Annotated in this window: 8 protein-coding genes; 2 read left to right on the top strand and 6 right to left on the bottom strand. The window is 71.4% G+C overall.

All coding sequences use genetic code 11. From position 1 onward, the window contains the following. Positions 1-43: 43 nt before the first annotated feature. The gene (locus Aco04nite_RS38880; protein WP_244876618.1) at positions 44-394 is read right to left on the bottom strand and encodes a cupin domain-containing protein; all 351 of its coding nucleotides are present in this window, start codon (positions 392-394) and stop codon (positions 44-46) included. Positions 395-481: 87 nt separating this feature from the next. Here Aco04nite_RS38880 and Aco04nite_RS38875 point away from each other — a divergent pair, with 87 nt between their 5' ends. Then, positions 482-925 carry a MarR family winged helix-turn-helix transcriptional regulator gene (locus Aco04nite_RS38875; RefSeq protein ID WP_244876617.1) on the top strand — a complete coding sequence of 148 codons (444 nt, stop codon included), beginning with the start codon at positions 482-484 and terminating at the stop codon, positions 923-925. Here the strand turns inward: Aco04nite_RS38875 and Aco04nite_RS38870 are convergent. Further along, positions 894-2,162 (bottom strand): protein kinase domain-containing protein, encoded by a 1,269-nt coding sequence (locus Aco04nite_RS38870; protein ID WP_213002232.1) that lies wholly within the window; start codon positions 2,160-2,162, stop codon positions 894-896. The genes Aco04nite_RS38875 and Aco04nite_RS38870 overlap by 32 nt on opposite strands. Before the next feature lie 11 nt (positions 2,163-2,173). Beyond that, complete coding sequence (locus Aco04nite_RS38865) at positions 2,174-2,995, bottom strand: LLM class flavin-dependent oxidoreductase (RefSeq protein ID WP_213002231.1); 822 nt, start codon at positions 2,993-2,995, stop codon at positions 2,174-2,176. A gap of 146 nt (positions 2,996-3,141) precedes the next feature. Here Aco04nite_RS38865 and Aco04nite_RS38860 point away from each other — a divergent pair, with 146 nt between their 5' ends. Then, a complete protein-coding gene (locus Aco04nite_RS38860; RefSeq protein ID WP_213002230.1) occupies positions 3,142-3,987 on the top strand; it encodes a hypothetical protein in 846 nt (281 codons plus the stop codon). 120 nt (positions 3,988-4,107) lie between these two features. Here Aco04nite_RS38860 and Aco04nite_RS38855 read toward each other — a convergent pair whose 3' ends face one another. The 3 genes from Aco04nite_RS38855 to Aco04nite_RS38845 form a co-directional block, all read right to left on the bottom strand. Next, positions 4,108-6,630, bottom strand: a complete 2,523-nt coding sequence (locus tag Aco04nite_RS38855; protein ID WP_213002229.1) for a DNA gyrase/topoisomerase IV subunit A — start codon at positions 6,628-6,630, stop codon at positions 4,108-4,110. 17 nt (positions 6,631-6,647) lie between these two features. After that, a complete protein-coding gene (locus tag Aco04nite_RS38850; protein ID WP_213002228.1) occupies positions 6,648-8,705 on the bottom strand; it encodes a DNA gyrase/topoisomerase IV subunit B in 2,058 nt (685 codons plus the stop codon). 91 nt (positions 8,706-8,796) lie between these two features. Then, complete coding sequence (locus tag Aco04nite_RS38845; RefSeq protein WP_213002227.1) at positions 8,797-14,046, bottom strand: diguanylate cyclase; 5,250 nt, start codon at positions 14,044-14,046, stop codon at positions 8,797-8,799. Between the last annotated feature and the right edge of the window lie 11 nt (positions 14,047-14,057).

Raw genomic sequence — 14,057 nt, 5'->3', positions numbered from 1 at the left:
CGGGGCTGCCCGGTCGCCTCACGGCGGCCGGGCAGCCCTCTTTTCACCGGGTCCACGCCGGCCGGATCACCTCGCCGCTGTCCAATGTGGCCTCCAATCCGACGCTGGTCGTCACCCACACGCTCGCCGGCCGCCCGGACACGTTGTCGATGCCGAACGTCGAGCCCGCCGGCACCATCGCCGCCTCCCCCGCCCGCAACGTGGCCGCCACCCCGTCGATGGTTGCGGTCAGCTCGCCGTCCAACAGGAGCAGCACTTCCTCCCGGCTGACCCGGTGCGGCACCCCGGTCGTCCCGGGCGCGACCTCGAGCCGCCACGCGCACAGCTCCCGGCTCCCGCTCGACGGCGAGAAGTACGAGTGGAACGTCGCCCCGTGCATCCGATGAACTTCCACGACACCTCCAGTTTCAGTAGAGCAGTTTTAGTCAAGCAGCTTGACTATATAGTCAACCAGCTTGTCGGATGTGTCAAACTCCTGCTCGTGAACCGTGAGCTCCTCGACGTACCGTTCCTGCTGCTCAGCGCGGCCCGGGCCCTGGTGGACGGCATCGACGCGGGGGTGCGCGCCCGCGGCTTCACCGACCTCCGCCCGGCCCACGGCTACGCCTTCGCCCGCCTCTCCGGCTCAGGCGCGACGGTCGTCCAGCTCGCCGAGCACCTCGACGTGACCAAGCAGGCCGCCAGCCAGATGGTCGACGAACTGGTGCGCAAGGGCTACGTCGAACGCCGCCCCCACCCCGACGACGCCCGCGCCAAACTCATCACCCTGACCGCCCGGGGCGTCGCCTGCACCCGCGCCGCCGAGGAAGCAGCCACCGAGGTCCTCGAACCCTGGGCCGCCCGCCTCGGCCCACAACGGCTCGCAGCGTTACGCGCCGACCTGACCGGCCTGGCTACCCCCGGCCGCCTTCGCCCGACCTGGTGACGGGGTCGGTGACCGGCTTGTTGTAGCGGCGGCGTTCCGCGCGGACGATCTTCCGCAGCCCCGTGACCACCAGCGCGGCCAGCACCACACCCGGCGTGTACTCCGGGATGACGATCTCCGCCCCCACCCCGGCCGCGACCGAGGGCGCGAGGAACAGCGCGGTGGACCGCAACCCCCGCCCGGCCGCGAGCAGACTCCGCTCGATCGGCCCCCGCCGGATCTCCACGGGCTGAAACTCCGGCGGGGGGACCATCGGCAGATCGGCGACAGCCTTACCCAAAGTCCGATGGGTACGCGCACCAAGTGCCTGTTGCAACCTTCCGTCGAACTCGTCGAGCCCGAGATGCCCGTCATGGACCGCCTGCTGCAACACCCGCGCGGCCCCCTCCCGGTCATCGTCCGACGCCGGCACCGGGGCGGCACCGGGTGCGGTCAGCAGTGCCTGCACGAGTTGCGCGGCGGTCGGCCGGTCGCCGGGTTCCTTACGCAGAGCCCACGCGACCAGGTCACGCAGCGGGCCGCTCAGCGAGCCGAGATCCGGTTCCACCGTGAGAATCCGCGCGGCCGTCACCGTCGGCGAGCCCCCACCGAACGGCGAGCTCCCGTTGGCCGCGTACGCGATGACGGCCCCCCAGGCGAACACATCGGCCGGCGCACCCGCGTCGTCGGCACGCTCGTCGAACCGCTCGGGCGCCATGTAATCGACGGTGCCGATCATCTGACCGGTACGGGTGTGCCGCGTCGTCGCCTCGAACGCCCGCGCGATCCCGAAATCGATGACCTTGGGACTGCCCAGCCCGAGCAGCACGTTGCCCGGCTTGAGATCACGGTGCACCACCCCGGCCCCGTGGATCGCGGTCAGCGCACCGGCAACCCCCAGCGCCAGCGCGTGCAGGTTCCCGCGGCGCAGCGGCCCGCCGTTCCGCACGACCTGACCGAGCGCGGGCCCGTCGACGTACTCCGTGACCAGGTAGGGCCGCTCACCGCGGACGTCGGCGTCGAGCACCTCGGCCGTGCAGAAAGCGGGCACCTGCCTGGCACGCTCGATCTCCTGCCGGAACCGCCCCCGGAACTCAGGCTCGGCGGAGAACTCGGGCCGCACACACTTCACGGCGACCGGCTCCCCGTCGGGCGCCTCGGCGAGATGGACCGTGCCCATCCCACCGGCACCGAGACGCCCCAGCAACCGGTACTTGCCGAGGGCGGCCGGGTCGGTGGGTGACAACGGTTCCAGCACGAGCAGGAATGCTACTTCGTCAATTCGTAAAGCTCATCCACCTGCGCCGGATCATCCCCGTAGCAGTACATGATCAGCTCATCCGCGCCGAAGTCCCGATAGGCGGCCACGACATCGGTGATCTGCGCCGGATCGCTGAGCGGTTCGCCCCAGTCTGTCCGCCCGGTGAAGGCGTAGTAACCGCCGATCGCCCGCCGCGCACGTTCGACGGTCTCGGCCGAGCCGACGGCGACATTCACCTGGCAAACCAACCGCGGACTGCCGCTCCGGCCCACTGCGGCCCATTCATCCTGGACCGTACGCACCAGAGGTCCTGCCCATCTGAGCGGCGCGGCACAGAGGAAACCGTCCCCGTGCCGCGCGACCCGCCGCAGCGCGACCGGCGCGAACGCCCCGATGAGGATCTTCGGCCCGCCCGGCGTGCTGGGCCGCGGCCCGATGTACTCACCGGCCCAGATGTCGCGCAACCCGGCAAGCTGCTCGTCCAGCAGGCGCCCCCGCGCGGTCAGCGGCACCCCGGCCGCGGCGAAGTCATCCTCGCGACCGCCGACCCCGATGCCGAGAACAAACCGTCCCCCGGACATCCGGTCGAGCGTGGCGACCTGCTTGGCCAGCAACGGCGTGGCCCGCAGCGGCCCGAGCAGCACCTCGGTCTGCAACCGGATCCGGCTGGTCGCCCCAGCCAGCACCGACAGCGCGACGAGGGGTTCAGGGTTGTCGTAGACGAGCCGGTCGAGCAGGCCGATCGTGTCGAAATTCAGCGCTTCCGCGCGGCGGGCCCAATCGACCAGCCGGCCGGCGTCGCTGATGGGCAATCCGAGGCCGAGATCCATGTCATCTCCGTGAAGTGGGCAGCAACCATCACTGTCGCCACCCCTCCCCGATCACGACGAGGCTCCGTGCCCACTTGCGACGCCGATCCAGAGCACAGAATTCGGGTTCCGCGGGCGACTTTACGCGCTCCCGCTACGATCCCGCGATGCATATCGCGGCCCTCGCCCAGCGGCTGAACCAGGCGATCGACCTCCCGGCCGCTTCGGACCTGGCGGAACTCCTGACCGAGCTCGGCTGGGGGCCACACCCGGTCCGTGAGCACACCTACACGGTGGGCGACCTCATGGCCTGGATCAACGCGGACCGGGCCACCACCTGCATGACGGTCCTGGTAGCTGACCTCGGCTGCCCTGAGGACGACTTCCGCGAGCGGCTCCACAGTGCCGCCGAGACGCTTGCCGAGGAGGTAGCCGCAGGGCTCGGCCTCGCCCCGGCCGACGAGTTCGCCGTCGACGAACTCGTCGACTACGGGAGCCGGATCAGGCTGCGAGCGGGGCACTGGGCCGTGACGGTGACCGGCGGCCAGTACGACGCCGACCTTCCGCTGCTGGTGGAGGTCGACTTCACGTACGGTGCCGATCTGTGCGGGCGACTGGCGCAACTCGCCACCCCGCGCGACCACCCGGAGCCGGTGGACTGGGGCACGGTGGCCGTCGACCTGCCCGCGGACTACCGCTGGCTGATGGAGCACTACGACCCCGCCCACTTCGCCGATCACCTGACGTTGACCCCGCCCGCGGCGCTCCCCGCACCGATGCCGGGCCCAACGGTCGGCATGCTGCGTTACCTCACACCGCCAACGCTGACGGTGGCCACCATGGTGGACGGTTCAACCGTGGCCTACGTGCTCAACCCGGACGAGCCCACCAGTCGATGGAGCCTGCGGATCACCGGCCCCGACCAACGATCCTGGGACCTGCCCCGCAACATCCTGTATCTCCTGACGATCCTGCTGACCGACGCCCGCACTCGCATCACCGGGCCGAGCTGACGGTCATGCTCGCATCACCGGGCCGGGCTGGCGGTCACGCGCGCGTCGACCGGCTGAGCTGACACCGGGAGGAGCCGGCCGCACCCGGGCCCGGCCTGATCGGCCGGGCCCGGGTGGTGGTCAGCCGCGTTCGATCAAGTGGCCGACGAGTTGCGGGCCCATGGGCATGGGTTCGCCGGAGCCGTCGCGGCGGGGGTCCGTGGCGGGGAGTTCGATCGGGTCGCCGTTGGTGCCGGCGGCGACGGGGCGGGGGCCGACCCAGGCGACCTCGAGCTGGGTTTCGCCCTTGAGGAAGCGCTGGACCCGGACGCCACCGGTGGCTCGGCCCTTGGCCGGGTAGAGCTCGAACGGCGTGACCTTCACCTGGGTGCCGGTCGAGGTGACCACCATGGGCTCGCCGTGCTGGTCGTCCTTGGTGTCGACCGCGTTGAACGAGAGCACCCGAGAGTCCTTGGTGACGTTGATGCCGGCCATGCCGCCGCCCTTGAGGCCCTGCGGGCGCACGAGTTTGGCGGGGAAGCGCAGCAGCGATGCGTCGGAGGTGACGAACACCAGGCTCTCGTCGCCGTCGGTGAGCCAGGTGGCCTGCAGGACCTCGTCACCGTCCTTGAGCGTGATGACCTCGAACTCGTCGGAGCGGACCGGCCACTCGGGGGCGCAGACCTTCACGACGCCCTGGCGGGTGCCCAGCGCCAGGCCGGGTGAGCCCTCCGGGTTGAGGGGTGCGAGGCCGACGACGCGTTCGCCCTTTTCCAGCGGGATGAGTTCCGAGGCGGACATGCCGCCGCGGATGGAGACCGTGCCGCTCTGCTCGGGCAGGACCGGCAATGGCAGGACGTCGGTCTTGAACGCGCGGCCGTGGCTGGTCACCAGCAGGATGCGGCCGCGGGCGGTCGCGTGCACGATGGACCGTACGGCGTCGTGCTTGACGCGGCCGCTGCGGCGACGGCCTTCCGTGGCCTCCTCGCTCTCCGCCGCGGTGCGTGCGATCAGGCCGGTGGCGGAGAGGATGATCTGGCACGGGTCGTCCGCGACCTCGAGCGGGCCGGCCGGGGCCGACGCCGCGAGGACCTCCTTGAGGTCGCCGTCGATGAGCGTGGTGCGCCGCGGGGCCCCGAACTCGGAGACCACCTCGGCCAGCTCGTCGGAGACCAGCTTCTTGAGGACGTCGTCGTTGTCGAGGATCCGGCTCAGCTCGGCGATCTCCTCGTTGAGCCGCTGCTGCTCGGTCTCCAGCTCGATGCGGTCGAAGCGGGTGAGCCGGCGCAGCGGGGTGTCCAGGATGTACGTCGCCTGGATGTCGGAGAGCCCGAACTCGCTCATCAGACCGGCCTTGGCGGCGGCCGCGTCGTCGCTGCCCCGGATGATCGCGACCACCCGGTCGATGTCGATCAGGGCGATGAGCAGGCCGTCGACCAGGTGCAGGCGGTCCTGGCGCTTGGTGCGGCGGTGCGTGGTGCGCCGGGTGACCACCTCGTAGCGGTGGGCCAGGAAGACCTCGAGGAGAGCCTTGAGGCCGAGCGTACGCGGCTGCCCGTCGACCAGGACCAGGTTGTTGATGCCGAACGACGTCTCCAGCGGGGTCAGCCGGTAGAGATCGGCGAGCAGGGCCTGCGGGTTGACGCCGACCTTGCACTCGATGACCAGCCGGGTGCCGTGCTCGCGGTCGGTGAGGTCCTTGACGTCCGAGATGCCCTGCAGCCGGGCGGCCTGACGCTGGCCCTTCTTCGGTCCGGAGACGTACAGCTTGCCCTTCACCTCTTCGGTGATGGCCTCGATGATCTTCTCGGTGCCGATGCCGTAGGGCAGCTCGACAACCGTGATCGCCTGCCGGCCCCGGCCACCCTCCAGCAGCCCGGTCTGCGCGCGCGCCCGCATCCGGACCACACCACGACCCGTCTCGTACGCCCGCCGCACCTCGTCCAGCCCGAGCAGCTGCCCACCGGTGGGCAGGTCCGGCCCGGGCACGAACCGCATGAGCTCGTCGAGGTCCGCCTCGGGGTTCGTGATCAGGTGCCGCGCCGCCGCGACGACTTCACCGAGGTTGTGCGGAATCATGTTGGTGGCCATGCCGACCGCGATGCCCGACGTCCCGTTGACCAGGAGGTTGGGGAACGCCGCCGGCAGCACCGTGGGCTCCAGCTCGGAGCCGTCGTAGTTGCCCTTGAAGTCGACGGTGCCCTCGCCGAGCTCCCCCACGAGCAGCATCGCTTCGCGCGACATCCGGGACTCCGTGTAACGGCTCGCTGCCGGTCCGTCGTCCGGGGACCCGAAGTTGCCGTGCCCGTCGACCAGCGGGACGTTGAGGGAGAAGTCCTGCGCGAGGCGCACCATCGCGTCGTAGATCGCCACATCGCCGTGCGGGTGGTAGCGGCCCATGACGTCGCCGACGACCCGGGCGGACTTCACGTAGGGGCGGTCGGGGCGGTGGCCCTGCTCGTGCATAGAGAACAGGATGCGGCGGTGGACGGGCTTGAGGCCGTCGCGGGCGTCCGGGAGGGCTCGGGAGTGGATGACCGAGTAGGCGTACTCCAGGTAGGAGTCTTCGACCTCGGTGGTGAGGGGGTTGTCGATGACCCGGGCACCGGCCTGGTCGAAGGCCGACAGGTCCACCCGGGTTTGCTCGGTTTTGCGGCGTGCCATGTCTGTTGACCCGTTCCTCAGGCGTCGATCGTGTCCTGGTCGATGCGGCCGGCGGCCTCGATGAGCCAGTTCTTGCGTGGCTCGACCCGCTCACCCATCAGGAGCTCCAGTGTGGCCTCGGCGCGTTCGGCGTCGTCGAGGGTGATGCGCCGCACCGTACGCGTGGCGGGGTTCATCGTGGTGTCCCACAGCTCGTCGGCGTCCATCTCGCCGAGGCCCTTGAAACGGGGCACCGGTTTGTTGACGGACTTGCCCGCCTTCTCGAAGCGGCCGACCGTGGTCTCCATCTCCTGCTGGGTGTAGGTGTAGATGACCTCGCCGTTGCGTCCCTTGGTGCTGACCTTGTGCAGCGGGGGCATGGCCGCGAAGAGCCGGCCGTCCTCGATGACGGGGCGCATGTACTTGGCGAACAGCGTGATCAGCAGCGTGCGGATGTGCGAGCCGTCGACGTCGGCGTCAGCCATGATCATGACGCGGCCGTAGCGCATCGTGGTCATGTCGAACGTGCGGCCGGAGCCGGCGCCGAGGACCTGGACGATGGCCGAGCACTCGGCGTTGTCGAGGACCTGCTGCAGACTCGCCTTCTGCACGTTGAGGATCTTGCCCCGGATCGGGAGGAGCGCCTGGTACTCGGAGCTGCGGGCCATCCGGGCGGTGCCGAGGGCGCTGTCACCCTCGACGATGTAGAGCTCGCTGCGGCCGATGCCGGTCGAGCGGCAGTCGACCAGCTTGGGCGGCATCGACGCGCCCTCGAGGGCGGTCTTGCGCCGGGCCGCGTCCTTCTGCTGCTTCTGGGTGAGCCGGACGCGCGCGGCGTCGACCACCTTCTGCAGGATGGTGCGGGCCTCGGCCTTGGTGCGCTTGTCGTCGATCCAGGCCTTGAGATGCTGCTCGACCAGGCCCTGCACCACGCGGGTGATGCCGGCGGTGGAGAGCTCGTCCTTGGTCTGCGAGGTGAACTGCGGCTCGGGGACACGGACGTGGATGACGGCGGTGAGGCCCTCGAGGTAGTCGTCGAGGACCGGCGGCTCCTCCTTGGCCTTGAGCAGCCCGCGGGTGTTGCGCACCGCGTCGGACAGGGCGCGGACCATCGCCCGCTCGAAGCCCTTGCGGTGGGTGCCGCCGTGCGCGTTGCGGATCGTGTTGGTGAAGCTCTCGACGGTGCGTTCGTAGCCGGTACCCCAGCGGAACGCGATCTCGATCTCGGCGATGCGCTCGACATTGGACTGCATCACGCCGTTGGCGTCGGCGGCGTTCTCCTTGTACTTACCCTCGCCGTTGACGATCAGGATGCCGGAGACCGGCTTGTCCGAGGCGGGGGTCAGGAACTCGACCATGTCGGCGAGGCCGTGCGGGAAGACGAACGTCTCCTCGACCGGCTCCTCACCGGTGAGGTCGGCGAGCGTGTACGCGACGCCGGGCACCAGGAACGCGGTGTTGCGCAGCTTGGCGCGCACCACGTCCACGTCGAGCTTCGCGCCGGTCTCGAAGTAGCGGGCGTCGTACCAGTAGCGGGTCGAGGTGCCGGAACGCTCGCCGCGCTTCATCCGGCGCACCACCCGCAGGCCGGGCTCGGGGGTGAACTTGGCGTTGGGGCCGTCGCCGGCGAAGACACCGGGCACGCCGCGCTGGAACGAGATCTCGTGGACCTTGCCCTCGCGCTTGACGGTGACGTCGTAGCGCAGCGACAGCGCGTTGACCGCGGACGCGCCGACGCCGTGCAGGCCGCCGGAGGTCTTGTAGCCCGAACCGCCGAACTTGCCGCCCGCGTGCAGCCGGGTGAGCACCAGCTCCACGCCGGAGAGCCCCGACTTGGCGTTGATGTCGGTGGGGATGCCGCGGCCGTCATCGTCGACCTGCACCGATCCGTCGGCGTGCAGGCAGACCGCGACGTTCTCGGCGTGGCCGGCAACGCCCTCGTCGGTCGCGTTGTCGATGATCTCGTTGGCGAGGTGGTTGACGCCCCGGCTGTCGGTCGAGCCGATATACATGCCGGGCCGCTTGCGCACCGCGTCGAGACCCTCGAGATGCGTGAGGTCATCGGCCCCGTAGAGGATCTCTTGTTGCGCAGTCACTAGGTACTACTCCCGAGCAGTCACAGCCGTCAACGACGCGGCGAGCCTACCGGGCTGGTACGACAGATTCCGCGAGGGAGGACCGTCAAGGTCACTCGTCGTGAGCCACGACACGGTTGCGGCCACCCTGTTTTGCCTCGTAGAGGCCCGCATCGGCCCGTCCGAGCAGGGCATCCGGCGTGTTGTCCTGCTGACGCAACCGGGAGAGCCCGACACTGATCGTCACCGGAATGTTGCCTGTCCGGGTCTCGATCGGCGAGCCGTCGACCGCGGCGCGCACCTTCTCGGCGATCGCGAAGCCGTCGTCGGCGACGCCGGGAAGCAGCACGGCGAACTCCTCGCCGCCGTAGCGTGCCACCAGCCCGTCGGACGGTACGCAGCTCAGCACCCGCGCGACCACGCCCTTGATGACGTCGTCACCGGTCTGGTGGCCGTGCGAGTCGTTGATCCGCTTGAAGTGGTCGATGTCGATCATCAGTGCGGTGATCGGGCGGCGCGCGTCCAGCGCCGCCGTCACGGAGCGTTCGGCCAGCTCGAAGAACCGCCGCCGGTTGGCCACTCCCGTGAGGCTGTCCGTGGTCGCCAGCTCGTTGATCCGGCTGAACAGGCGGGCGTTGTCATAGGCGACCATGCCCTGGCCGACGAGGGCGGCGGCGACGCCGAGCTCCGCGGCGGTGTAGATGCCGGCCTGCTCGGAGGCGAGCACGAGGACACCGACCATGCCCTCGCGGTCGTCGAGCGTCACGGTGAGCCAGCTGGCACCGGTGTAGTCGCCCAGCGCGGACGCCCAGGTGGGCACCCCGGCGGTGAGGTCGGCCTGCCGGTTCTCGAACAGCTTGCGCAGCTCGGGGTGCTCGTCGAGGACCACGCTGGACGGGCCCGCGGAGCCGCCGAGCACGGTGACCTCGTCCGATTCGGCGGTGCCGAGCAGCAGCCAGCCGCGTTCGCCGCCGGGGGTCTGCCGGGCGGTCAGCAGCAGCCGGCGCAGCACGAGCTCGGGGTCGAGCGTGCCGGTGAGGCGGGCCATCGCGCGGCGCAGCGTCTCCGCGAGGTCGCGCTGGCGGTTGGCCGCGGCGACCGCGACCTCGAGCTGGGCGGCCCGCGCGGTCTCCAGGCCGACGGCGATGTGGTGGGTGATCGCGGTGAGGACGTCCACGTCGTCGACGGTGAAGACGCCCTTGGCGACCCGGCTGTCCAGGTAGACGACGCCGAGCAGCCGGTCGTCCAGCTCGAGCGGGGCGACGAGCATGCTGCGCAGTCCGTACTGGACGACGCTCTCGGCGCCGAGCGCGGCGCCCTCCTCGGTGCCGGTGACCACGAGGGGCTCGCGGCTCTTGCGGACCTTGGTGACGACGGTGGTGCTGTACCCGCTGAGTTCGGCCAGGTCACGGCCGGAGGCGTCCCGCCCGACGTACGGCGTGAGCCGGCCCTTCGCCGAGTCGACGAGGAACAGCATGGCCCGTTCGGCGCCGAGCAGGCGTACGGTCTCGTCGAGCGCGACCCGGGTGAGCCGTTCGGGGTCGATGACCCGCGACGCGGCGTTGCTGAGCTGCTCCAGCGCGGCCCACCGTTGTCCTTCACGGCCCCGGGCGGCAGCCACGGGTACGCGGTTGCGGCGCCCCGCGTCGATGCGGAACTCGGCGGCGGCGCGCCGGGCGCGGTGCGGCCAGCCCCGGTCCTCGGCGATCCCCGCGGCGAGACGGGCCTGCCGCTCCGCTTCTCCGGACACTCCGGTGGCGGCGAGCGCTCTGGCGCGTACCAGTGCTGCTTCGAAGGCCGGGAGCGGCGCATCCACCGCACGCAGCAGGTCCTCGGCCTCGGCCAGGATGGCCAGCGCCTTGGGTGCGCCACCCGGCGTGAGCACCGTGAGCATCGCGCGGGCGATGTGGTGATGTGCTGTGATCAGCGGACGGCGGGTCATCCTGCCGAGGGCGGCGACGGCGGCGTGCGCGGCCTTCATCGCCCGGTCCTGCTCGGCGGGCGCGGCACGACGGGCCTGTTCGAGCCGGCCGTACGCCAGGTAGACGTAGAAACCGTGGTGCGCGGGCAGCAGGTCGCGCTGGTTCAGCCCGAGGCCCTCGAACTCGGCCACCGCGTCGTCGAACGGCGTGCCCAGGTCGTCGCGTTCGAGCGCGCTCAGCATCCGCACGATGATGGTGTCGACGACCTCGTTGACGCCCTTGGGCCCTTCGGCGGCCCGGCCGAGCTCGGCGATCGCCTCGCCGGCGCGCCCCCGCAGGGCGAGCACCCCGGCGTCGAGGGCGACCATCGTGGGCCGGTCGGCGTGCCCGACCGCGTCGAGCCACGGGCGCCGGGCGGCAGCGGCGGCCTCGGCCTCGACCAGCTCGCCGCGCAGCAGCCAGTCCCAGCCGAGTACGGCGTAGCAGTCCAGCACGAGGCCGACGTCGAGGAAGCGCTCGCGCTCGTGCAGCACCCGGCGGATCCGTTCGCCCGAGTCGGCGCCGGCGCCGTGCAGGCCCATCGCGTGCAGGAACTCGATCCGGGCGGTCATCGTGGGGTCGCCCAGCTCAGCGGCGAGCTTCAGCGAGTTGGTGGTGATCCGGTCGGCGAAGCGGCGCAGGCCCGCCATGCGCAGCGTCACGGCGAGCATGACCAGGTCACGGGCCCGTTCCGGGGAGCGGCCGAGCCGGTTGATGGGGTAGATGGTCCGCATCCCGTGCAGCAGGGCATGGTTCGGGCGCAGGTCCCGCAGGCTGCCCGAGACGCCGTAGTGGTGCAGGGTGGTCTCCAGCCGCAGCAGGTCACGGTGCTTGCCCCTGGCCGTGCCGTAGCCCAGGCCGGTGAACCGGCACAGACCGCCGATGATCAGGATCCAGAAACTGGTGAAGACCCGCATCGCCCGGCTGGCGGGCATGGTGCGGCCCAGCTCGGCCAGGCCCAGCTCGACGGCTTCGAGCTGCGCGGCGCCGTTCCAGTTGCTCTCGTGCACCCGGGCGAGCAGCAGCTGGATGCCGGCCCGCTCGATGTGGTCGGTGGTCTCCCCGAGCGCCTCGGTCAGGGTCGCGGCCGCTTCGTCGAGCCGGCCGTTCTGGTGGTACGCCGTGCCGAGCAGCTGCTTGAACCGGCTGCCCAGCCGGACCTCATCGGACTCGGCGGCGTCCCGGGCGAACTCCAGGTACGTCAGCGCGGTGTCCGGGGCGTGCTCGTCGAGGGCCCGGGCACCCGCCTCGGTGCAGGCGCGCAGCATCCGTTGCGGGTTGCTCGCCGGGTCGCCCAGCGAGCAGTGCCGGGCCAGCGCGTACACGTCGGAACTGGCCGTGGCGTCCAGCGCGTCGGCCACCTTGCCGTGCAGCTCGCGGGTGTCCTGCGCGGAGAGGCCCGCGAGCAGCGTGGTGCGGATGCTCTCGTGCAGGAAGCGGTACATGCCGTCGCGGGCCTCGACGATGCCCTGGCGGGCGGCGTCGGCGAGCGAGTCGGCCAGGACGCGTGGCTCGACCCCGGCCGCCTGGGCCACGATCGCGTCGTCGAAGGTCGTGCCGACCACCGCGGCGACGGCGAGCAGGCGCCGGGCCTCCACGTCGAGCCCGCCGAGGCGGCGCAGCACGAGTTCGGCGGAGTCGGAGGGCAGCGCCAGGTCCTGGATGCCGTCCGGGTCGATCTGCCACACGCCCCAGTCGGGGGTGAGCAGGCCGGCGTCCATCACGGCCCGGGCGTACCCGATGGTCACGAACGGGTTTCCGCCCGTGAGCATGGCGACCGCTTCGCCGCTGCGCTCGTTGATCCGGATGCCGCCGGACAGCATGGCGATCAGGTCGGCGACCTCCCGCGGGCCGAACGGCGCCAGGGTGATCTCCAGGACCTGGGCGGCGGCGAGCCGGGACAGCACCGGGGACGGCTTCGCGTCGTCCTGCCGGGCCGTCGCCACGATCAGCAGCGGCAGCTCACCCGCACGGGCGGCAAGCTGTTCCAGGACCCGCACGGTGCCCTCGTCGTACCACTGGGCGTCGTCGAGGTGCAGCAGGACCGGGCCCGCGGTGGCGGCCAGACCGGCGAACAGGTCGGCGACCGCCGCGGCGTGCCGGCCGAAGCCGACCTCGCCGCTGACCTGCGGAACCTCGAGGAGCTCGGCCAGGGCCGGGGACAGGCTGGTGACCAGGGCGGCGCTCTCCCCCGCCGCGGCACGCAGGGTCTCGGCGGCGCTCTCGCGGCCGCCCGGGGCACGCAGCAGGTCCTTCACGTACGCGTCCACAGCAGCCCGCAGCGGCCCCATCGGGCGCCGGTCACTGGACGACGCGCCGCCACGCAGCACGACGCCGCCGGAATCGCGGACGTGTCTGCCCAGCTCGGTGGCGAGCCGGGTCTTACCGGCGCCGGTGGGCCCGTGCAGCAGCACGAACCCGCCACTGCCCGCGATGGTCCTGTCCCAGTGCTCACGCAGCGTCTCGAACTCGGCGTCACGGCCGGTCATCGGGGCGTCGTGCGGCAATTCCGGAGCGTCATCGTCGCCGAGTGCGAAGACGGTGGCGGGGTCACCGGCGAGCCGGCGCAGATCGGCGAGCAGACCGGCGGCGCTCTGGTAGCGGTCGTCCGGGTCCTTGGCGAGCAGCCGGACGAGGACCGCGGCGAAGGTCGCGCCGAGCCCGGGTGCCAGGGCGCGGGGGTCCGGCACCGGGGCGGTCGCGTGCAGGTGCAGCAGCTCACCGACGTCGTCGGCCGCGAACGGCGGGGCACCGGTGACGCACTCGAACAGGACCGCGCCGAGGGCGTACAGGTCGGAGCGGGCGTCGACCGGGCGGTTGAGCATGCCGGCCTGCTCGGGCGAGCAGTACGTCAGCGTGCCGGCGATCGCGTCGTCGGGGCCGATCGCGCTGCCGGTGGCGCCGGAGGCCAGGCCGAAGTCGACCAGGAACGCCGTGCCCGCGGCGGTGACCAGGACGTTCTCGGGCTTGATGTCGCGGTGGATCAGGTCGTGGGCGTGGGCGGTACGCAGGGCCGTGGCCAGGTCGGCGCCGATCGTGATCGCGTCGCGCTCGTCGAGCGGGCCGCGCAGCAACCGCCGGGCGAGCGGCTCGCCGTCGATCAGATCCATGATCACGTAGGGGCGGCCACCCGACTCGCCGGCTTTGTGCACCCTCGGCAGGTTCGGGCTCGCGAACGACGCCAGCAGCGCGGCCTGGCGCCGGAACTCGCGGAGCCGCTCGGGCCTGAGGTCGTCCTGCAGCAGCGACTTCAGCGCGTACTCGGTGCCGTCCCGGCGGACCCGGTATACGACCGCCTGGGCGCCCCGCCCGATTTCGCCCAGCACTTCAAGCTCGGCGACGTCGCCGAGCTCCCACTGGACCGCTGCCGGCTCTGCCGGTACGGAAGGCGAAGCACCCACGACGCCTTTAT

The sequence above is a fragment of the Winogradskya consettensis genome (assembly GCF_018332715.1).
Taxonomy (GTDB): domain Bacteria; phylum Actinomycetota; class Actinomycetes; order Mycobacteriales; family Micromonosporaceae; genus Actinoplanes; species Actinoplanes consettensis.
Note: the sequence above shows the minus strand (reverse complement) of the source record. Positions and strands in the feature narration are given on the sequence as shown.